The following is a 20,745-nucleotide window of genomic DNA, read 5'->3' as shown; positions in this document are numbered from 1 at the left end:
AAATTCATACTATTTCGCCCTTTGTCACCTATGCTTTTCTAAATCGTTTCAAGAATGATTGAACACGTTCATTTTTCGAATCCACCAATACCTCATATGCCGTTCCTTGTTCAACAATAACCCCTTGGTCAAGGAAAAGGACTCTATCGGCAATGTCCAGGGCAAATTCCATTTCATGCGTTACCAAAACCATCGCCATATCATCATTTTGGGCAATATCCCGAATCACTTCCAGCACTTCCCCTACTAATTCCGGGTCCAGGGCGGAAGTCACTTCGTCAAAAAGCATGATTTTCGGCCTCATCACCAAAGCCCGGGCCATCGCGACACGCTGTTTCTGTCCGCCGGAAAGCTGGGATGGATAAAAATTCAATTTATCCCCTAATCCCACTCTTTCCAACATTTTTATCGAACGTTCCCTCACTTCATCTTTGTTTTCCTTCTTTACATGGATTGGTGCCGCCATACAATTCTCCAAAATTGTCATATGGGGGAAAAGGTTGAAATGCTGAAATACCATACCGATATCTCCGCGCACTTCTCTTAAATGTTTTTCATTTGCCTTTACCAGTTGCCCTTTTTTCTCCATCTTCCATAAATTTTTTCCGTTTACAACAATATCGCCGGAACTGGGTTCTTCCAAAGTCATCAACATTCGGATAATCGTTGTTTTTCCGGAACCGCTTGGGCCAATGATCGCAATTTTCTCTCCCGGATGAATTTCCAGATCGATCCCTTTTAACACATGATGATCTCCAAAGGATTTTGTTACATTACGATATTTCACAATTGGTTCGGCCGAAATGGGTACATTTTTTTCTATATTTTTTGTCAATGCATTAGGCAATACGATCACTCTCCTTCAGATTCATGTTGGGGAGGCCATTCTTTTTTGTCTTTTCCAAAAGTGCATTTTTATCGAATTTGGTATTCATTTTCACTTCCAATTTTTTGATCAGTATAGAAGATGGGTAACTCAAAAGTAAGAAAATGATACCCGCAATTGTCAATGGCTCTAAATAAGCGAAGTTCAAAGCGCCATATGAATTCGCCATCGCCAATATTCCGGTAACACCAATGATTGACGCTAATGGCACCTCTTTGAACATAATGATAAAGTAGTTCCCCAGCATTGGAATGGTTGGCGGAATTGCCTGGGGTAAAATGATCTTTCTCCACTTATCAATAGTGGAAAAATTCAAAGCGGTCGACGCTTCCCATTGACCTTTATCCACACTCTCAATACCTGAACGGTAGATTTCTCCAATATACGTACTATAATGGATACCAATGGCCAGAATTGCGCATGTAAAAGGTTCCAATGTTATACCGATAACCGGTACCACGGGCAATGCATAATAAACAAAATATAATTGAACCAGAGGTGGCGTTGAACGAATAAATTCCATCACCCAAACAGCGATTGTCGCAACCGGTTTATTCGGAATCCGTCTGAAGAGGATCCATACAAAACCGAAAAGAAGGGCAAATCCAAAACAGGCAAATGTCAAACCGATCGTTGCGCCCAATCCTTGTAAGACTATTGGCAAAGCATCAAAGAATGTATCCCATCTGAAATTGCCATTCATCAACCGGCCACCCCTTTCTTCGCGATCGTTTCTCCTTTTTTAGTCAACCAAATCAAAGGCAATGCCAAAATGAAGTATATAAATAACACTACTACGTAGATTAATGGAGCTTGAGATAGATTCGTATTTCTCATAATATCGCCGTAATATAAAATATCCCTCATGCCAATCAATGAGACGAGCGATGTCGCTTTCATCATTTGGATTGTGTAGTTGCCGAACTCCGGAAGCATCATCCGTACTGCTTGGGGTAATATGATGAACCTCATCCGTTGATAACGGGACATATTCAAAGCGATAGCCGCTTCCGTTTGCCCTTTATCCACTGCCAAAATGGATCCGCGTACCACTTCTGATAAATAAGCGCCATAATTCAGAGCGATTGCAATGACTCCGGTCCACCAGTTTGAACCCAATTGAATACCAAAAAGCATCGGGATGGCATAATAGAGCCAAAATAATTGTACGATGAGTGAAGTTCCGCGAAATACTTCGACATAGACTCCTGTCACCTTGTTTAATATGACATTGTTCGAAACTCTTGATAACCCTGCAGCAAAAGCGACAATATATGAGATGATTGCCGAACCAAGCAATACAGAAATTGTGATACCCAGTCCTCTCAACAGTTGTGGGGTAATTTCGAATATGGCACTAATAATGATCATCCCCTTCTTTCAAGGTTGTGAATAGAAAATCCGAAATAGGGACAAGACTTTTCGGAATTAAAGCTTGTCCCTAATAAGTTTACCTAGTTTTGACCTGCACATATTTGTTCAGTTGTTATTTCACCCGCTTTGACAATATTGTTCACAGAACTGAATCCATACTCTTCCAAAATTTTGCCGATTGTACCATCTTCTATTAATTGTTTTAATTTTTCGTTATAAGCGTCCCGAATTTCTTTGTCTTTTAAGTTGAATGCGGCTGCACCGTAACTTGGTACTCCCTCCACATCCGGTTGTTCAAAGGAATCAACAAACTCCAATTTATCCGTTGCCGCAGACTGAAGGGCCATTTTCAGCGTCATTTCAGTAGCTGTTGTCACATCCGCACGACCTGCTTGAATGGCGGAAAATGTTGCTGGAATATCCGGAGCAGTAATGATTTGATTTGGGTTTACCCCCTCTTTTTGTAAAAATTCAATTTCCGTTGTCCCTTCCATCACAACGACTTTTATATCAGGATTTGCAGCAATATCTTTATAACTGTGGATGTTATATGGGTTGCCTTTCGCTACAACGATACCTTCACCGTACTTGATTTCAGGTTCGCTGAACAATACGCGTTCACAACGGTCCGGTTTAATGGCCATTCCCGCAGTAATTACGTCAAACTGTCCTGCTTGCACTCCAGGGATCAATTGGCTAAAATCTGATAATTGTGCTTCCAAATTTTCAATTCCCAATTCTTTAAATACCGCTTTGGCAATATCTACGTTTGCCCCTTTGATTTCACCGTTTTCTTCATATGCATAAGGAACTTCATTCGCAAAGCCGATTCTCACCTTTCCGGATTCTATTAATTGATCCAGCTTGCCTGTATCCGATGCGCCATTCGCTTCATTATTTTCATTTTCCGAACCACTGCATGCCGACAAAATTACCATGAATACTGCGATTAATGTGATCAATAATTTTTTCATACGCAACCCTCCAAATTAATTGATTAGAAATTTGATCCTATTTTGAAACATACAACTTTTTGTTCTGTCATTTCCTGAATGGCAAAAGCCACACCTTCTCTGCCGATTCCTGATTGTTTCATTCCGCCAAAAGGCATGGAATCGATTCTGAAGTCGCTGCTATCGTTGACCATAATGCCCCCAAACTCCATCTCTTTTATCGCGCGGAATGCGAAATCAAGATTTTTTGTAAAGATACCTGCCTGCAGACCATACATGACATTGTTCGATTTTTGGATCGCTTCATTCAGATCCCTTATACTGTCCAAAATGACAACCGGACCAAAGATTTCCTCTTTTGCTATTTTGCTTTCCGGATGAACATTTGTAAGGATGGTCGGTTCATAATAAGCGCCATTTCTTCTGCCGCCACAAAGAAGTTTTGCACCTTCCCGCAAAGATTGCTGGACAAGTTTTTCTATTCGGATCGCTTCTTTTTCAGTGATTAACGGGCCCATATCGGTCATTTCGTTAAGCTTATCACCAACACGCATTTGTTTGGTCCGATCAACCAGCAATCTTTCAACAGTTGAATAGATTTCTTCCTCAATATAAACCCGCTGGACACCTAAACAGTTTTGTCCGGCTGCCCAAAAAGCGCCTGATACAATCGATTCGACCGCATCTGGGATATCCGCATCCCGGAGGACAATGCAAGGTGAATTTGAACCCAGTTCCATACTTAACTTTTTTATCCCGGCTTTTGATGAAATGCTCTTTCCCGCTTCATATCCGCCGGTAAACGAAATCATCCGCACAGCTGGATGTGTCACCAGTTCATCGCCAATGTCACTTGAATGACCCGTTATGACCGTTAAAACTTTTTTGGGCAATCCCGCTTCATGAAATGCTTCAGCTAATAACAACGCACTTAATGGGGTGAGTGTCGAAGGTTTCACAATGATTGAATTCCCGGCAGCAATAGCTGGACCTATTTTGTGCGCAACCAGATTCAGAGGATCGTTAAATGGAGTGATTGCAACAATTAACCCGATCGGGAAACGCTGATAGTATCCAACCCGATTTTCATTTCCTGCCAACTGATCAAAGAGAATCGTTTCTCCATGAAGTCTTCTTGCTTCTTCCGCACTGATGCGGATCGTCTGGATGCATCGAAGGACTTCTTTTTTCGCTTCACGAATTGTTTTACTGCCTTCAGTGGCAATCGTTTTAGCAAAAATGGATTGTCGATCATCAATCCAATTTGCCACTTTATTTAATATGGAGATCCTTTCATAAGTCGGCATATTTCTTGCGATTTCTGCGCCTTTGATCCCTTCTTTTATCGCAAAGATCGCATCTTCCCTGCTCGCGGCCGGCACTTGAGCGATAATCTCGCCATTTTGGGGATTTTCCACATCAATCGTTTTGTCCCGGAAAACCCATTCACCAGCCAAATACATTTTCCTTTTTAACATCGTTTGTTCCATTCACTCACTCCTCTCGTTAAAGTTGCTTTCGATGGATATTAATCAAATCGATCAATATCGCAAAACCCGTTTCGGTTTTGCCTGCCCCTGCCCCGATTAATGTAACAGGACCGGATAAATCGCAATGGTACGTTATGGCATTTGTGGCATCAGAAATATTTGCCAAAGGATGGTCTAATGGAATCATTTCAGGTTTAACGGAAGCAACCACACTGCCATTTTCCTTTTTCAGCTTTGCAATCAATTTCCACTTTCGGTTGCTTTGCCGCGCCAGTTCAATGTCTTCGGTTGTCAAATGGGAGATTCCCATTCTTTCAACTTCGTGAACTTTTAACGGATAATTCATCACCACATTTGCTAAAATGACAATTTTGTATAGAGCGTCATACCCTTCCACATCACTCGTCGGATCGGCTTCCGCATAACCCAATTTCTGGGCTTCGCTCAACGCCTCGTCATAAGAAAGTCCATCTTCCATGCGAGTCAACATATAGTTGGTCGTACCATTTAATATCCCTTGAATTTCATATATGTCATTTCCCGCCAGTGAAGTGACGGGCATACGCAAAGATGGTGTCCCGCTCATTACGGAACCTTCAAAGCCCCAACGGACGTTCCTTTTCTCCGCCATTTCTTTTAATTGGGCGTATGCCAGTGCAACCGGCCCTTTATTGCTCATGATGACATTTTTTCCATATTCAAAGGCGCATTGACAATGATCGATAGCCGGTTGACCTGTTTTCACATCCGTAAAGGTGACTTCGACAATTGTGTCCGCATTTGTTTGCTTGATCGTTTCAAAACTGTTCAATCCCCGGATCAGCCCTTCTTGTTCGGGATAATCATCAAGCTTTCCGGTTTCCTTCACAACCGCCAGTAAATCCTCTATTGACAGTCCATCGGGATGATAAACAGAACCTTTCATCACGTCACTTACCGCCACTATGGCCGCATCGAGCCCAAACTGCTCTTCCAGTACTTGCTTTTTATTTTTCAAAATTTCCGCAAACCCTTGTCCTACAACACCAAAACCTAATAATGCGATACGATGTTTCATGCATCGATCCCCTCCTTTCCCTATATAACGGCTTTCTCCTCATTTGCATATTGTTGAGGAAGTTGTGCATTTCCAAGTAAATATTTAAGTATCGCTTGAGTTAAAATCGCTGTGCCGATTGGTAAACATCTTTCATCAATATCAAAAATCGGTGTATGGAGATCCCGCTTGATTCCATCAGGATAGGCACATCCCAGGAAAAACATGGACCCAGGGACTTTGTACGTCATATGGGAAAAATCCTCGCCACCCAATCCAAAAGGAATTTCCTTTATTTCCATGCCCGGATACAATTCGGAAACCACTTCTTTCAACACTTTGTTGACCTCAGCATTATTAAATAAAGCCGGTTCTCCATGGGTAATATTCAATTCGAACCGTCCCCCAAATGCTTCAACTATCGAAAAAGCATTTTTCAACCTTGTTTCCAACTCTTTCCGGACTGATGGCGTATAACTGCGAAGGGTGCCCTGCAAATATACTTCGCTCGGAATGACATTACTTGCCGATCCGGCTTTTATCTCTCCCACACTGATCACCGCTGCATCAAGGGGAGATATATTTCTTGCAACAATTCCATGGATGGCTTGGAGCACCGGACCCAGCATCCAAATCGGGTCCGTTCCTAAATGGGGGTATGCTCCATGTCCTCCGGTTCCAAAGAGTTTCCCTTGAAATACATCCACATTGGCCATGCTGTATCCATCGTGTATCAACACGGTTCCCACTTCATGTTCCGGATCCATATGAAGGGCCATAATGCAATCCACATCATCAAGGGCGCCTGCTTCTATCAAATAAGGGGATCCTGTCTTTCCATATTCATCTGTATTTTCTTCAGCGGGTTGGAAGATGAATTTTACTGTGCCTTGAATGTCAGTTTCTTTCCAAATTTGACCTATGATGGTCGCTACCGCCAAACCGATTGAAGTGTGGGCGTCATGGCCACAAGCATGCATGACGCCTACATTTTTTGAAGGGAAGGAATGGGAAGTTGCTTCGACAATGGGAAGGGCATCCATATCTGCGCGAATGGCGACGGTTGGGCCATCCCCTCTGGAAAGGGTGCCGATGACAGCCGTTTCAACCCCGACTCCCTTGACCACTTTCATACCATCGATGTTTGACAACTTTTCATAGATAAACTGTGAAGTCTCATATTCTTTAAAGCTGAGTTCCGGATTTCGATGAATATGTCTTCTCCATTCAATGATTTCATCCGTCAATTGTTGAACCCTGGAAAGGATATTGTGTTCCATCCGTTTCACCTTCTTATTTTCCGACTGTCAACATGTGCTCTTTTAAAATGGCGAAAGCATTTTCCAAATCGTTAATTAAATCTTCCGTGTCTTCAATACCCGCCGAAATTCGTACAAGCCCATCCGGAATGCCGACTGCGGCGCGTTCTTCCGGTGTACATTCAATATGGCTTGTCGTTCTTGCAGGACCGTAAGTTGTTTCAACAGCTCCCAGATTGGCTGCACGGTTGGCGTATTTTAATGCAGGAAGTAAAATTTTTACCGCATCCATGCCGCCTTTTAATGAGAAGCTGAGCATTCCGCCGAAACCTCTCATCTGCTTCTTCGCAATATCATGATTCACATGAGTTTCCAGTCCTGGATAGAAGACTTCCTCGACAAGTTCCTGAGTTTGTAGGTAACGTGCGATTGCAAAGGCATTTTTCTCTTGCTGTTCCATACGCAGTTTCAATGTTTTCATACCGCGCAATAATAAGTAAGCTGACCAAGGATCCAATGTGGCACCATTAATTTCACGGTAATGATAAATTGGTTCAATTAATTCCTTCGATCCGCAAACGACACCACCAAGTGCATCCGCATGACCGCCCAAGAATTTCGTTGCACTATGAAGGACAAGATCTGCGCCGAGTTCAAGCGGTTTTTGATTAATTGGTGTGGCAAATGTGTTATCCACCACAACAAGCGCACCGACTTCTTTTCCTTTTTTCGCTATTCTTTCAATATCCGTAATTTTTACAGTCGGATTTGTTGGCGATTCCAAATAAACGATTTTACAGCCCTTTTCAATTTCTCTTTCCATTTCTTCATGATTGCCGGTTTCGCATAATACGATTTCAATGTTCATTTGCGGCAAAAATTCAGTAAAAATTTTATTTGTACCGCCATACGTATCTTTGATTGAAACAATCCGATCACCTGGTCTCAAGAATGTATAAAATATGTTGCTAATGGCAGCCATTCCTGTTGAAAAACTTGTGGCAGCTTCTGCCCCTTCCATGATTCTCACTTTTTCTTCAAAGGCTTGTACTGTCGGGTTCGTATTTCTTCCGTAGATATGTCCCGGTTTTTTTCCAGTCGCAACATCATACCATTCGTCCATGTCATCATAGTTGTAAGCGACACTTACCACGACCGGAACTTGTGTGGCTCCATGCACTAATACGTCTTTTTCTCCTGACCATACAGCTTGTGTACCCATGTTCACTTTTTTGTTACTCATAAAATACCCCTCCAATGTTTTTATCTAATAAAAGATTTTTTGCCTGTTACCAGCTGTTCATAGGCAAAGCGCGCGATGACTGTATCTTGCACCCCAGTGCCTGTCAAATCGCAGACGGTTATTTGCCCATGATCGGTTCTTCCTGTTTTTGTACCTGTGATGATTTCTCCAAGTTCTATAATGTTTGCCTCTTCATCTATGATTCTCTTATCTTTTGCGTGATGCAGCTCACCTAATCGGAAACATTGAGATTTGACATCACAAGCGATCAAATCCGCCTTACTAAAAATGTTTTCATCCAGTTCCTGCTTATGCTCGGCATCAGATCCCATCGCCGTAATATGAAGACCCGGATGCAGCCATTCGGCTTTAATCAATGGTGAAGTGGCAGGAGTTGTTGTGATTACAATTTCACTCATTTTGACCACTTCTTCCGGGCTTTTGGCGACAATGACCTTTTTCCCTAATTTCGCTTCCATTTCAACAGCATAGTTTTTTGCGGCTTCATCTTTGCGACCATAAACATAGATCGTCTCAAATTGCCTTATTAGTGAAAGTGCTTCAATCTGGTACCTGGCTTGGGTTCCGGTACCTATGACACCGACACTTTCAACGTCCGGTTTCGCCAAATACTTTGCAGCAATGGCACCGGCCGCCGCGGTTCTTACATCGGTCAAATAGCCATTATCAAGCAAGATGGATTGGGCAAGCCCTGTTTTCGTGCTGAACAGGAGCATCATGCCGCTCAGGCTCGGAAGGCCGATCGACGGATTGTTGAAAAAACCTGAAGATATTTTGATTGCAAACGAATCCAAACCTTTTATATAAGCTGTTTTTACATCAACTTCTCCATTGTTTTCCGGAATATCAACCCGCATAATCGGTGGCAGGGTGACCATTCCATTTGCCAATGCCGCAAAACCTTCCTCCACAATTTCAATTGCTTTTAAATTCAATCCGACCAATTGCCGAATCTCTTCTTCTTGGAATATTTTCATAGCATTCACCACTTAATAAACATTTGTAGCATTCTTTACAAATAATTTTCTTGGGAAGTTTGCAAATACTTCGATTCCATTCTCCGTCACTCTGAACGATTCACTCAGTTCAACCCCATAATCATCCAGCCATATTCCCGGAATGCAATGGAAAGTCATATTCGGCTCGAGTACGGTTTTATCTCCCGGCCGCAAGCTTGCAGTGTGTTCACCCCAATCAGGAGGATAATTTAATCCCATTGAGTAACCGATACGGGATTCTTTTTCAAATCCGCTTTTTGCAATCGTTTTTCTCCAGACTTCCTCGACTTCTTCACAAGTGACACCCGGTTTAATGAAATCCAGTGTCGCATTCAATCCTTCGATCACAACGTCCGCCAAATATTTGACCTTTGGATCGGGTTCTCCGATAAATACGGTCCGTGATAATGGAGAATGGTATCGATTATAACAACCTGCCAATTCCAAAATGACCGGTATTCCGGATTTGTATTTTTCATCTGTCCAAGTCAAATGGGGAGTTGATGTCTTTTTGCCGGATGGAAGTAATGGCATAATCGCCGGGTAATCCCCGCCAAACTCTTCCGTTCCGCTGATTTGGGCATGCATGATTTGCGCCACTACATCACATTCGCGAACGCCTTCTTCAATCGCATCAATGCCGGTTTGCATCGCCTTTTCCACAATCTTTGCGGCCTTCCTCATATATTCAATTTCTTTATCCGATTTGATAATGCGCACATAATTCACTAATGAAGTCGCATCCACAAAAGTGGCCAGTGGGAGTCCAAGTTTTAATTGCGTATAACACTTTGCTGTAAAATAGTAAGTATCCATTTCAAGACCAATCGTTGCATTCGACTTTCCAATTTCTTTTAATATGTTGCAAACGAAATCCATTGGATGCCTTTCAGTGGATTGAACATAATGGTCCCGGTAAGGAATGATGTGGTTTTCATTCAACCAGGTCGTAACTTTGGCACCATTTGCATCTTGGCCTCTTCCAATCCAGAATGGCTCTTCATCATCCAGAAGTACAATTAAACATTGATGCACATAAAACGACCATCCGTCATAACCGGTTAAATAATTCATATTGGCCGGATCGGTCACCACCAGCACTTCTATCCCTTTTTCCTGCATCCTTTCTTTTGTTTTTCTTAACCGCGTTTGATACTCTGATATGTCAAATATCGCCATTCTACAAAACTCCCTTCCATATCCTCATTGCGATGAATGATTTGTTAATTGAATGGTAAATTATCTGACATTTCAGAACAATGCGTCAACTTGTATGAAATTTTTAGACAATTTATACTATTGAGATTTTTGATATTTTTTTATACATTTTTTTCAAAACCGAATAGAAATACGTAAGATTCCATTACACAATATGTTAGAATACTTAACATAGGGGAAGGGGCAGTCGAATTTATGGCAAAATTATTAAATGTACGAATCAATGAAAGTAAGGAAATTACATTGCAAAATGTTTGGCAGGCTAAAAAAAATTTAGCTTCCCATATTAACAAAACACCTTTAATCTTTTCACCCAAACTTTCAAATTTAACGAACTCTGAAGTCTATTTAAAATATGAGCATTTGCATGAAAGTCGCTCATTTAAAATGCGCGGTGCTTTTAATGCCATTTCCAACTTGTCCCCCGCTCAGAAATCCCGGGGCGTGACGACATTTTCCACAGGAAACCACGGATTCGCTGTAGCACTGGCAGCCAAAAAATTAGGAATACGCGCAGTGATTTGTGTATCCAAACATGTTCCAAGGGCGAAAATTGAAAAAATCAAGAGTTTGGGCGCAGAGTTGGAAATTTACGGAGATGGACAGGATGATGCAGAGCAACGCTGTTATGAACTCGTTAAAGAAAAAGGGTTGACGGTTATCCCGCCCTTTGATCATCCGGAAGTAATTGCAGGCCAAGGAACCATCGCTCTTGAAATCCTTGAAGAATTGCCGGATGTCAATTGTGTCATTGGAGGTTTATCCGGGGGAGGGCTGCTTTCCGGTATTGGTTTGGTGATGAAAACCACGAATCCGGACATAAAAGTGATAGGTTTATCCATGGAAAAAGGAGCGGCAATGTTTGAAAGTTTAAAAAGAGGAAAACCGGTGACCGTTCGCGAGGAACCGACCCTGGCAGACAGCCTGTTGGGCGGCATTGGGGAAAAGAATCAATATACATTTAAAATGGTTCAACAATTTGTCGACCAATCCATCTTAGTGGAGGAAGAAGCGATCAAAAAAGGCATGGCTTATTTATACAAGGAACATAACATTGTCGTAGAAGGAGCGGCAGCCATCGGTATCGGGGCTATATTAAACAATGCGGTTTCACTTGAAGAAAACACAAAAAACGTCATTATCATTTCAGGATGCAACGTTGATTTGGATGCACACGCAAATGCCATAGAAGCATATTTATAACTTTCTATTCGAAACATCAAGGGGGAATCTTATGCAATTTACAATCAGAGATTTGTTGTCCATTCCACTTTTTTCAACCGCAAAACTATTATCTGCTAACAATATCATTTCTTCACAAGTAATCGAATCTGTTACCGTTATGGAAATTCCCGTTGAAGACTTCATCAAAAAGAACGAACTCGTTTTAACAACCGCCATTGGATGCGGGAACAATCCCGACTTATTTCTTACATATGTCAAAGATGTTCACTCCTCGAATGCTGCCGGAATGGCGATAGCAGTCGGGGGGCATGTCCAATATATCCCGGAAGAAGTGATTGAATACTGCAAATCCGTAAATTTCCCTCTTATTGAACTACCGTGGGAAATGCGCTTTTCGGATATTCTCAAAGTCATTTTGGAACAGTTGAACAGTTGGGAACAACAATCCATTGATAAAGCGGATACTCTCCAAAGAGAGCTTTTAAAACTTTATTTGGATAACTATCCTCTCGAAGAAGTTTTAACATTTTTATCGAAAGAATTTCAGATGGAAGTGGAATTGAAATACAAGGAACAAATAGAAAATGACACAATACAACAAATCTCCGAGACATCGTACACCGATCAACCCGCCATCATCCGGTACGATAACGGAAAGTTTTTGCAAATCGTCCCTATCAGCCCTTTATTGGATCAATCTTCAAGCTTTCTTATTTTTAAATCAAGAAAATTAAATGCGAAACCCATTTCCGCTTTAATTTTAAATAATATCGTAACCATTTTGACGTTATGGATTCAAAAAGAAATGGCGTCAATGATTTCCAAAAATAAAGAAAAAAAAGAATATATTAAAACCCTTTTAAACGGAAGCTGGACAAAAAAAGAAGATTTCATTAACCAAGGGGAAAAATTCGGATTCGAAGTGGATCTTCCTTACATTTGTATTGTCGGTTCTCCGGAAAAATTGAAGGAATTTTATATTGTCCATAAAAAAGAGCACATACATGAAATGGAGAAAGATTTTAAAAGAACCTTCTCAGAAATTTTAGAGAATGTCAGCAAAAAATTAAATAAGCATCTCATTTACACATTCAAAAGGGACTTGACCATCATTTTCCTGGAATGCAAATCTTCAGAGGCAGACCGGGAAGTGAACCACTTTTTAGATATGATTGACAGTTATGTGAAAAAAAATCAACTGCCAACCATTTCATGGGGAATTGGGGAAAACCATACCGGAAACTTAATGTTTCATTTAGGTTATAAAAATGCCCGCACTGCCCTGGAGATCGGAAGAAATCATAAAGGGCCCGGAACTAGGAACACTTTTGCAAGTACAGGCATTTACCGCCTATTGATTTCCTTATCCAATAATTCCATGTCCACCGAATTGATGCACTCAACGATAGGTGCAATTGCCGCTTACGATAAAAATAACGGATTGGATTTGATCAATACCCTTTCGACCTATATTTACCATCAGGGCAATGTCAGTCAAACCGCCAGGGCGCTATCTCTCCACCGTCAATCTTTATTATACCGTTTAAGAAAAATAGAAGCCTTGACGAATCGGTCTTTAAACGATCCTGATGATATCTTCTTACTCCAACTTTGTTTAAAATTGTGGTCTGTTCGTTTCGAAAATAACGACTCATATGCTGTTGCCGAATAACCGCCTGTACGAAAAGGGGGAAATGAAGCCATTCATTTCCCCCTTTTTAATTTTGCCACTATGGCAATAAAATTTATCCCCTCTATCCTTTCCCGATATCACCATTCCGTCATAACAAAAAAGGGCGCCTAAAAAGACGCCCTCTTTCATTACACATTATTTTGAAATGATATGGATAGGATTGCCTAGAAGGACTTCGGCAGTTTCCATTGTGATTTCGCCCAATGTTGGGTGTGGATGGATTGTAAGCGCGATATCTTCAGCAGTCATGCCGCCTTCGATGGCCAAGCAGATTTCTGAAATCATGTCGGATGCACCCGTACCAACGATTTGTCCGCCGATGATAAGGCCATCTTCTTTACGCGCAACAAGTTTCACAAATCCTTCTGTTTGATTTAATGCTAAAGCACGGCCGTTTGCAGCAAATGGGAATTTTGCCACTTTCACTTCGATGCCTTCCGCTTTTGCTTGTTCTTCTGAATATCCTACAGACGCCATTTCCGGATCTGTGAAGCAAACCGCAGGAATTGCCAAATAATCCACAACAGATTTGTGTCCGGCAATTGCTTCCGCAGCCACTTTACCTTCATAAGAAGCTTTGTGGGCAAGCTGTGGACCAGGCACGATATCACCGATCGCATAAATGTTAGGAATATTTGTGCGGCATTGTTTGTCCACTTTGATTAAGCCTCTTTCGCCAAACTCGATGCCGATTTGTTCAAGACCAAGTTCATCTGTATTCGGTCTGCGTCCTACTGTCACAAGCACGTAATCCGCTTCCACTTTTTTCTCTTCGCCGTTCACTTCATAAGTGACGATGACACCATTTTCTGTTTCTTCCACACCTTTGGCAAGAGCGTTCACTTCAATTGTCACGCCTTTTTTCTTCAGACCTTTTTTCACGATTTGAGTCATTTGTTTCTCGAATCCGGCTAAGATGTCGCTTGCCCCTTCAAGAATCGTTACTTCTGTGCCGAAGTTTGCATAAGCAGTACCTAATTCTGTACCGATGTAGCCACCGCCGATAACCACCAATTTTTTAGGCAGTTCTTTCAGATTCAATGCGCCAGTGGAGTTCAATACGCGATCAGAATATTTGAATGTTGGGATTTCCACAGGACGTGAACCTGTCGCAAGGATGGCATTTTTAAATTTGTATGTTTGAGCTTGATCACCGTTCACAACGCGAACCGTATTGGCATCAACGAAATACGCTTCACCTTTGATAACATCCACATTATTTCCTTTTAATAGGCCGGCCACCCCGCCAGTCAATTTTTTCACTACGCTGTCTTTGAATGCTTGCACTTTTGAAAAATCAAGTTTGACATCAGAAACGATAACACCCATATCTTCTGAATGTTTCGCCTGCTCATAGCGATGGGCAACTGAAATTAACGCTTTTGAAGGGATACATCCTACGTTTAAGCAAACGCCGCCCACTTCATTTTTTTCCACAACTGTCACTTTTTGTCCAGTTTGTGCCGCACGAATCGCTGCAACATATCCACCAGGACCCGCACCAACTACCAGTGTGTCGATTTCAATTGGAAAATCTCCTACTACCATCTGTTACGCCTCCATTAATAAAAGTTCTGGATCACTGATTAATCGTTTTAAGTAATTTAATGCATTTTGAGCCAATGCTCCATCGATCAATCGATGATCAAAGCTCAAAGATAATGCTAACATAGGTGCTGCTATAATTTCACCTTCTTTTATTATAGGCTTTTCTGAAATTCTTCCAAGCCCCAAAATTGCGATTTCCGGATGATTAATGACCGGCGTAAACCATTGGCCTCCAGCAGATCCTATATTCGTGATGGACATGGAACCGCCCTTCATTTCATTCGGAGCCAGTTTGCCTTCGCGCGCTTTTGTTGCCAATTCATTAATTTCTGACGCCAGGGCAAAAATGGATTTTCTGTCGGCGTGTTTGATCACTGGTACAAGAAGCCCTCGTTCAGTATCCGCAGCGATTCCTATATTATAGTAATGTTTTTGGATAATTTCTTCCGTCGCATCGTCGAAGGAACGGTTGAATTCCGGAAATTCTTTCAGCACCGCCACCAACGCTTTGACCACGTAAGGCAGATACGTCAGCTTGATTCCTTTTTCCGCTGCGATGTCTTTGAATTTTTTGCGGTGTGCCACCAATTTTGAAACATCCACTTCGTCCATCAGTGTCACATGAGGAGCTGTTTGTTTGGAATGTACCATCGCTTTCGCAATGGCTTTGCGGATTCCTGAAATTTTTTCCCTAGTTTCCGGGAATTCGCCCTCCAATACCGGAACTTGCGGAGTTTTTGCCGGCACTTCTTCTTTTTCCCCATGAACTTCCGGAGCTTCCTGAACTTTTTGGCCGCCTTCGATAAATCGGATAACGTCTTCTTTCAAAATACGGCCGTTTTTGCCTGTTCCTTGGACTTGGCGAATGTCGACTCCCTGCTCCCTTGCAAATTTGCGGACTGAAGGCATCGCAATGACGCGTGTAGCCACTTCTTCTTTAGCCGTTTGTGATGCTACTTGTTCTTTCGCATCTTCCACTTTTCCATCTTCCGCAGTTGCTTGCACCTGCTCTTTCGTCTCCTCTTCCGCATGCACGTCGCCTTTAAATTGCATATTTTCATATCCTGGTGCATCAAAACGGATGAGCACATCACCAACAACCGCGACAGTTCCTTCTTCCACTAAAATTTCTTCAACTTTTCCGTCCACCGGGGAAGGAATTTCCACAACCGCTTTATCATTTTGGATTTCACATAAAATGTCGTCCTCTTTCACTTCATCCCCAGGTTTTACAAACCATTTCACGATTTCACCTTCGTGAATTCCTTCGCCGATATCAGGCATACGAAATTCAAACGCCATACCATTCACCCTTTCTCCCACTAGAATGTCAATACTTTTTTCGCTGTTTCGATTATGTCTTTATAATTCGGCAACCAAACATTCTCCGCTTGCGGGAATGGATAAACCGTATCCGGAGCCGCCACCCGAAGCACCGGTGCTTCCAGACTTAACACAGCTCTCTCCATAATTTCCGCTACGACATTTGCCGCGATCCCCGCCTGTTTTTGCGCTTCTTGGACAACGATCGCCCGGTTCGTTTTTTCAACGGAAGCCACGATTGTTTCAACATCAAGCGGCTGCACTGTACGAAGGTCCACCACTTCCACGGAGTATCCTTCTTTCTCCAATTCTTCCGCCGCTTTCAAACTTTCATGCACCATGAGTCCATACGCAAAAATGGATAAATCTTTTCCTTCACGTTTTACGTCCGCTTTGCCGATCGGAATTGTATATTCTTCTTCCGGCACTTCTTGACGGTAGGAACGATATAATTTCAGATGTTCCAGGAAAATCACCGGATCATTATCGCGAATGGCGGAAATCAACAATCCTTTGGCATCGTAAGGAGTTGAAGGAATGACCACTTTTAATCCCGGTTGTTGCGCCATCAATCCTTCCAAACTATCAGAGTGCATTTCAGGAGTTTGCACACCACCTCCAAATGGCGAACGAATGGTGATTGGCATATTAAATGTTCCGCCAGTACGGTAACGATAACGGGCCATTTGACCGCTGATGGAATCCATCACTTCATAGACGAAACCGAAGAACTGGATTTCCGGAACCGGACGGAATCCCTGCAAAGCAAGTCCGATCGCTAGCCCTCCAATTCCTGATTCAGCAAGAGGAGTATCAAATACCCGGTCCACGCCAAATTCTTTTTGCAAACCTTCCGTTGCCCGGAACACCCCGCCGTTGACGCCGACGTCTTCCCCGAANGTCATTTGTGCCATAGGTTATTTCAACTCCTTTGCTTTATAAATCTCATATTGCTCTTTTAGATGGGATGGAAGTTCTTCATGCATGATGGAAATTAAATCCGTCACTTTTTGTTTAGGAGCTTCATCCGCTTTTTTGATCGCTTCTTTTATGTCATTTTTCGCCTTTTCAATCACTTCTGTTTCTTTCTCTTCAGACCAGAGCCCTTTGCTTTCCAAATATTTGCGGAAGCGCACAATCGGGTCTTTTTTCGCCCATTCATCATCAATTTCGGCTGTCCGGTAGCGCGTTGGATCATCACCGGACATTGTATGAGGACCATAACGGTAGCAAACCGTTTCAATCAACGTTGGTCCTTCCCCAGCCACCGCGCGATTGCGGGCATCTTTCGTCGCCACATAAACCGCAAGCGGATCCATTCCATCCACTTGCACACAAGGGATACCTGCCGCGATTCCTTTTTGTGCAAGCGTTTTTGCTGCTGTCTGGATTTCCCGCGGAGTGGAGATGGCATATTGGTTGTTTTGAATAAAGAAGATCGCCGGCGCTTTGAAGGCGCCTGCAAAGTTGATGCCTTCATAGAAGTCGCCCTGTGATGATCCGCCATCGCCTGTATACGTCACCGCCACATTTTTTCCTCCGCGCTTCTTAATTCCCAACGCCACACCGGCTGTTTGGATATATTGGGCACCGATAATGATTTGAGGAGGTACAATATTCAACCCTTCCGGTATTTGGTTTCCGATAAAATGGCCGCGGCTGAACAAAAATGCTTTCCATAACGGCAAACCATGCCATACGATTTGTGGCACGTCCCTATAACCAGGCAAAATCCAGTCATCTTTTTCCAATGCGTAATGGGAAGCGATTTGGGAAGCTTCCTGTCCTGCAGTAGGTGCATAGAAACCGAGCCGTCCTTGTCTATTCAGGGAAATGGATCGCTGGTCTAAAATTCTTGTATAAACCATGCGAGTCATCAATTCTACTAAATCTCCATCTGATAATTTCGGATCATATTCTTCGTTCACGATTTCTCCGTTTTCATTCAGAATTTGAAACATTTCAAATTTACTTTCCACATCTTGTAATACGCCCTTTGGATCAAAAATTTTCTCACTCATAGAACACCTCTCCTTTAACTGTATTAGTTTTCACGACCCGAAAAACTGATACAACCTGCAATTAATTACAGTATATATTACCAATACACAATCGGTCAATTGTTGTTTTTTCTTTTTAGGTCACAATTTTTCTAGTTTGCTATACTAAAAGGATTTCCCTCTCTGTTGTAATACAAAAATATATTGTATTATAACAGTTTAAAAAATTAGACAAAATTAACATGTTATGTTCAAAAAACTTTTTTCATTCACGAATTCATTATCGCCTATGAAAGGCATATAATATTCATTGGTCCATTTATTAGAAAAAGAAAATGACATATGATATTTTTATACTGAAGAACTTTAATTTTTGATAGAGAAATTGAAAGGGAGTAAAAGATGATTTTAATGAAAGACATTGTCCGTGAAGGGCATCCTGCCTTAAGAACAAGAGCGGAAGAAGTGAAATTCCCGTTAAGTGATGAAGAACGCAAAACAGCAGAAGACATGCTACAGTTTTTAAAAAACAGCCAAAACCCGGAATTGGCTGAAAAATATGGCCTTCGCTCCGGAATTGGTCTTGCCGGAAACCAAATCAATTTCTTAAAAAGAATCTTTGCCATTCATATAGAACAAGAAAACGGAGAACCTTTGAGCTTTATCGCAGTAAATCCGAAAATTGTCAGCCATTCCGCCGAAAAAACTTATTTGCCTCAGGGAGAAGGATGTTTATCTGTTGACCGCAGCGTCCCTGGCTATGTCCCTCGCTACGCACGGATTACCGTAAAATTTTACACATTGGATGGGGAAGAGAAAAAATTGCGCCTGCAAGGTCTACCGGCCATTTGTTTCCAACATGAATTGGACCATTTAAATGGCGTGATGTTTTATGATCACATCAACAAAGAAGATCCATTTGCCCCAATCCCGAACGCCTTGCCATTGGAAGCGGAAGAAGAGGAATAAAAAAACCCCATGGCACCTGAATAGTGCCATGGGATTTTTTCATTCTCACATCATCTATAATCTAATCTGTAAAATACTTGCTTTCTCCTTCCATTCAGAAGGAGCCGAGACTGAATACCATCCTCATGCATATAATTAAAATACTAAATAATCTCTAATTTCTTCATCACTTTTGCCAGTCCGTCACGATCGACATGATCGCCGACCACATCAGCAATTTCTTTTACCTGCTCTTTCGCATTGCCCATCGCAACACCGACGCCGACTGCCTGAAGCATTTCAATGTCGTTTAATCCGTCGCCAAAGGCAATCGCATTTTCAATAGGGACATTCATTTTTTCCAACACTTTATGAATCCCTCTTGCCTTTGAACCGTTTTTTGGCAGAATGTCGCAGGAATACGGATGCCAACGGACGAATTTGACATTGGAAAAGGTTTGATGATAAACCGGTTCTTCCTGTTCTTCCATAAAGATGAGGGTTTGATAGACGGCATTTTCTTTATAGAAGTGGGGATTGATCTTCGGATAAGGATAGCGAAGGGACTTTAAGCTTTGTTCAATCTTTTTGTTTCCGCCTGCCGTCGCAATCATTTTTTTGTCATCAATAAAAACGACCGGATGATCCCGTTTGGAACCAAATTCGATAATTTCCGTCAACTCTTCTTTCGGGACACTGTCGGTAAAAATGACTTCATTTTTATAAACGACATACTGCCCATTAAAAGTGACATATATATCAATCTCCAACTCTTTTAAAATCGGCTCGATCATAAAAGGGGCACGGCCTGTAGCAATCGCAATTTCATATCCGTTTCTTTTCGCTTGAAAAATCGCTTCTTTTGCGGATGGTGGCAATTGTTTCTTACTGTCGTAAAGCGTTCCGTCCACGTCAAAAAACAGCACTTTCTTCATAGTCACTAACCCTTCCAACGCATATTTGTATGTAAATGAAAAATACTTTACATATATATCATTCTACCTTATACTTTTAATAAGGAGTGATGTGCCATGTTGAAAAGACTCAAAAAGAAACTTTTGAGACGTCTCAATGGCATCCTCGGCAAAAAATCAATCGCTTAAGCCCTTCTCCGAAAATGAAGGGCTTTTCTTTATTTTAAAAGATTCCCATGATAATATAAAAGAAAATGCATGTCATTTTCTTTGGGAAATTTTGCTTTTTTTGATTTTATTATTTTAATGATGAATCGCCACTTCACGCAAATGGTTGTGAAAGGAAAAACCATTTGCGTTAATATATAATATTAATTGATTATATTCGTAAAAAGTGGAAAAATAATAAATGCAAAAATGTACGGTTAAAGAAGGAGAGAAAAAATGATTTACAAAGTGTATTATCAAGAAAATCCAGATGAAGTGCCTATTCGCGAAAATACAAAAAGTCTATACCTGGAAGCAGATTCAGAGCGAGAAGTCCGCGAATATTTAAAAGATCGCCGCATTTTGATCGAGTATATCCAATTACTAGAGGGCAAATATTTGGATTACGAAAAAAATAGCCCGAATTTCCGTTTGGAGAATGCATAACC

At 41.7% G+C, this 20,745-nt stretch carries 19 protein-coding genes; 4 read left to right on the top strand and 15 right to left on the bottom strand.

From position 1 onward, the window contains the following. Positions 1-28 precede the first annotated feature (28 nt). The 10 genes from ehuA to ACFPOH_RS09480 form a co-directional block, all read right to left on the bottom strand. Entirely contained in the window at positions 29-847 is an 819-nt protein-coding gene (ehuA, locus tag ACFPOH_RS09525) for an ectoine/hydroxyectoine ABC transporter ATP-binding protein EhuA (RefSeq protein ID WP_342470018.1), read from the bottom strand. Continuing rightward, the gene (ehuD, locus tag ACFPOH_RS09520) at positions 840-1,589 is read right to left on the bottom strand and encodes an ectoine/hydroxyectoine ABC transporter permease subunit EhuD (protein ID WP_390309502.1); all 750 of its coding nucleotides are present in this window, start codon (positions 1,587-1,589) and stop codon (positions 840-842) included. The genes ehuA and ehuD overlap by 8 nt, the downstream gene beginning before the upstream one ends. Then, positions 1,589-2,257 (bottom strand): amino acid ABC transporter permease, encoded by a 669-nt coding sequence (locus tag ACFPOH_RS09515; RefSeq protein ID WP_342470020.1) that lies wholly within the window; start codon positions 2,255-2,257, stop codon positions 1,589-1,591. Before ACFPOH_RS09515 ends, ehuD begins: the two co-directional genes overlap by 1 nt. An 83-nt stretch (positions 2,258-2,340) precedes the next feature. Continuing rightward, positions 2,341-3,234, bottom strand: coding sequence for an ectoine/hydroxyectoine ABC transporter substrate-binding protein EhuB (ehuB, locus tag ACFPOH_RS09510; RefSeq protein ID WP_390309501.1), 894 nt, complete (start codon positions 3,232-3,234; stop codon positions 2,341-2,343). A 23-nt stretch (positions 3,235-3,257) separates the two neighbouring features. Further along, complete coding sequence (locus tag ACFPOH_RS09505) at positions 3,258-4,703, bottom strand: aldehyde dehydrogenase family protein (protein WP_390309500.1); 1,446 nt, start codon at positions 4,701-4,703, stop codon at positions 3,258-3,260. A 16-nt stretch (positions 4,704-4,719) separates the two neighbouring features. Then, a complete protein-coding gene (locus ACFPOH_RS09500) occupies positions 4,720-5,760 on the bottom strand; it encodes a homoserine dehydrogenase (protein ID WP_342581089.1) in 1,041 nt (346 codons plus the stop codon). A 20-nt stretch (positions 5,761-5,780) separates the two neighbouring features. Next, positions 5,781-7,019, bottom strand: a complete 1,239-nt coding sequence (locus tag ACFPOH_RS09495) for a M20 metallopeptidase family protein (protein WP_390309498.1) — start codon at positions 7,017-7,019, stop codon at positions 5,781-5,783. Between the two features lie 13 nt (positions 7,020-7,032). Further along, the gene (locus ACFPOH_RS09490; protein WP_390309497.1) at positions 7,033-8,241 is read right to left on the bottom strand and encodes a cystathionine gamma-synthase family protein; all 1,209 of its coding nucleotides are present in this window, start codon (positions 8,239-8,241) and stop codon (positions 7,033-7,035) included. Positions 8,242-8,261: 20 nt separating this feature from the next. Beyond that, positions 8,262-9,239 (bottom strand): cyclodeaminase, encoded by a 978-nt coding sequence (locus ACFPOH_RS09485; protein ID WP_390309496.1) that lies wholly within the window; start codon positions 9,237-9,239, stop codon positions 8,262-8,264. Positions 9,240-9,251: 12 nt separating this feature from the next. Further along, entirely contained in the window at positions 9,252-10,439 is a 1,188-nt protein-coding gene (locus ACFPOH_RS09480) for a M24 family metallopeptidase (RefSeq protein WP_390309495.1), read from the bottom strand. Between the two features lie 234 nt (positions 10,440-10,673). On the opposite strand from ACFPOH_RS09480, the gene eutB reads away from it, so the two are divergent. Beyond that, positions 10,674-11,681 carry a hydroxyectoine utilization dehydratase EutB gene (gene eutB / locus ACFPOH_RS09475; RefSeq protein WP_342470028.1) on the top strand — a complete coding sequence of 336 codons (1,008 nt, stop codon included), beginning with the start codon at positions 10,674-10,676 and terminating at the stop codon, positions 11,679-11,681. A gap of 31 nt (positions 11,682-11,712) precedes the next feature. Further along, entirely contained in the window at positions 11,713-13,335 is a 1,623-nt protein-coding gene (locus ACFPOH_RS09470) for a PucR family transcriptional regulator (protein WP_390309493.1), read from the top strand. Between the two features lie 156 nt (positions 13,336-13,491). On the opposite strand, the gene lpdA is transcribed toward ACFPOH_RS09470, so the two are convergent. The 4 genes from lpdA to pdhA all read right to left on the bottom strand — a co-directional run bounded on the left by lpdA (position 13,492) and on the right by pdhA (position 18,248). After that, positions 13,492-14,904 carry a dihydrolipoyl dehydrogenase gene (gene lpdA / locus ACFPOH_RS09465; RefSeq protein WP_342470030.1) on the bottom strand — a complete coding sequence of 471 codons (1,413 nt, stop codon included), beginning with the start codon at positions 14,902-14,904 and terminating at the stop codon, positions 13,492-13,494. A gap of 3 nt (positions 14,905-14,907) precedes the next feature. Continuing rightward, the gene (locus ACFPOH_RS09460) at positions 14,908-16,206 is read right to left on the bottom strand and encodes a dihydrolipoamide acetyltransferase family protein (protein WP_342470031.1); all 1,299 of its coding nucleotides are present in this window, start codon (positions 16,204-16,206) and stop codon (positions 14,908-14,910) included. 20 nt (positions 16,207-16,226) lie between these two features. Then, the gene (locus tag ACFPOH_RS09455; protein ID WP_390309492.1) at positions 16,227-17,141 is read right to left on the bottom strand and encodes an alpha-ketoacid dehydrogenase subunit beta; all 915 of its coding nucleotides are present in this window, start codon (positions 17,139-17,141) and stop codon (positions 16,227-16,229) included. A gap of 3 nt (positions 17,142-17,144) precedes the next feature. Beyond that, on the bottom strand, positions 17,145-18,248 hold the full coding sequence (gene pdhA, locus ACFPOH_RS09450) for a pyruvate dehydrogenase (acetyl-transferring) E1 component subunit alpha (RefSeq protein WP_390309491.1): 1,104 nt from the start codon (positions 18,246-18,248) through the stop codon (positions 17,145-17,147). A 381-nt stretch (positions 18,249-18,629) separates the two neighbouring features. Between pdhA and def the strand changes: the two genes are divergently transcribed. Further along, complete coding sequence (gene def, locus ACFPOH_RS09445; protein ID WP_342581081.1) at positions 18,630-19,196, top strand: peptide deformylase; 567 nt, start codon at positions 18,630-18,632, stop codon at positions 19,194-19,196. Between the two features lie 143 nt (positions 19,197-19,339). On the opposite strand, the gene ACFPOH_RS09440 is transcribed toward def, so the two are convergent. After that, a complete protein-coding gene (locus tag ACFPOH_RS09440) occupies positions 19,340-20,110 on the bottom strand; it encodes a Cof-type HAD-IIB family hydrolase (RefSeq protein ID WP_390309490.1) in 771 nt (256 codons plus the stop codon). Between the two features lie 423 nt (positions 20,111-20,533). Between ACFPOH_RS09440 and ACFPOH_RS09435 the strand changes: the two genes are divergently transcribed. Continuing rightward, positions 20,534-20,743 (top strand): DNA-dependent RNA polymerase subunit epsilon, encoded by a 210-nt coding sequence (locus tag ACFPOH_RS09435; RefSeq protein ID WP_342470036.1) that lies wholly within the window; start codon positions 20,534-20,536, stop codon positions 20,741-20,743. Positions 20,744-20,745: the final 2 nt, after the last annotated feature.

The sequence above is a fragment of the Ureibacillus suwonensis genome, assembly GCF_042655065.1.
Taxonomy (GTDB): Bacteria; Bacillota; Bacilli; order Bacillales_A; family Planococcaceae; genus Ureibacillus; species Ureibacillus suwonensis.
Note: the sequence above shows the minus strand (reverse complement) of the source record. Positions and strands in the feature narration are given on the sequence as shown.

What these genes read in the sequence shown, in the direction of transcription:
- ACFPOH_RS09440 (WP_390309490.1), bottom strand. Translation starts at nt 20,110, where the DNA reads ATGAAGAAAGTGCTGTTTTTTGACGTGGACGGAACGCTTTACGACAGT.
- ACFPOH_RS09485 (WP_390309496.1), bottom strand. Translation starts at nt 9,239, where the DNA reads ATGAAAATATTCCAAGAAGAAGAGATTCGGCAATTGGTCGGATTGAAT.
- ehuD (WP_390309502.1), bottom strand. Translation starts at nt 1,589, where the DNA reads ATGAATGGCAATTTCAGATGGGATACATTCTTTGATGCTTTGCCAATA.
- ACFPOH_RS09515 (WP_342470020.1), bottom strand. Translation starts at nt 2,257, where the DNA reads ATGATCATTATTAGTGCCATATTCGAAATTACCCCACAACTGTTGAGA.
- ehuB (WP_390309501.1), bottom strand. Translation starts at nt 3,234, where the DNA reads ATGAAAAAATTATTGATCACATTAATCGCAGTATTCATGGTAATTTTG.
- ACFPOH_RS09480 (WP_390309495.1), bottom strand. Translation starts at nt 10,439, where the DNA reads ATGGCGATATTTGACATATCAGAGTATCAAACGCGGTTAAGAAAAACA.
- pdhA (WP_390309491.1), bottom strand. Translation starts at nt 18,248, where the DNA reads ATGAGTGAGAAAATTTTTGATCCAAAGGGCGTATTACAAGATGTGGAA.
- ACFPOH_RS09490 (WP_390309497.1), bottom strand. Translation starts at nt 8,241, where the DNA reads ATGAGTAACAAAAAAGTGAACATGGGTACACAAGCTGTATGGTCAGGA.
- def (WP_342581081.1), top strand. Translation starts at nt 18,630, where the DNA reads ATGATTTTAATGAAAGACATTGTCCGTGAAGGGCATCCTGCCTTAAGA.
- ACFPOH_RS09500 (WP_342581089.1), bottom strand. Translation starts at nt 5,760, where the DNA reads ATGAAACATCGTATCGCATTATTAGGTTTTGGTGTTGTAGGACAAGGG.
- ACFPOH_RS09505 (WP_390309500.1), bottom strand. Translation starts at nt 4,703, where the DNA reads ATGGAACAAACGATGTTAAAAAGGAAAATGTATTTGGCTGGTGAATGG.
- ACFPOH_RS09470 (WP_390309493.1), top strand. Translation starts at nt 11,713, where the DNA reads ATGCAATTTACAATCAGAGATTTGTTGTCCATTCCACTTTTTTCAACC.
- ACFPOH_RS09495 (WP_390309498.1), bottom strand. Translation starts at nt 7,019, where the DNA reads ATGGAACACAATATCCTTTCCAGGGTTCAACAATTGACGGATGAAATC.
- ACFPOH_RS09435 (WP_342470036.1), top strand. Translation starts at nt 20,534, where the DNA reads ATGATTTACAAAGTGTATTATCAAGAAAATCCAGATGAAGTGCCTATT.
- eutB (WP_342470028.1), top strand. Translation starts at nt 10,674, where the DNA reads ATGGCAAAATTATTAAATGTACGAATCAATGAAAGTAAGGAAATTACA.
- ACFPOH_RS09460 (WP_342470031.1), bottom strand. Translation starts at nt 16,206, where the DNA reads ATGGCGTTTGAATTTCGTATGCCTGATATCGGCGAAGGAATTCACGAA.
- lpdA (WP_342470030.1), bottom strand. Translation starts at nt 14,904, where the DNA reads ATGGTAGTAGGAGATTTTCCAATTGAAATCGACACACTGGTAGTTGGT.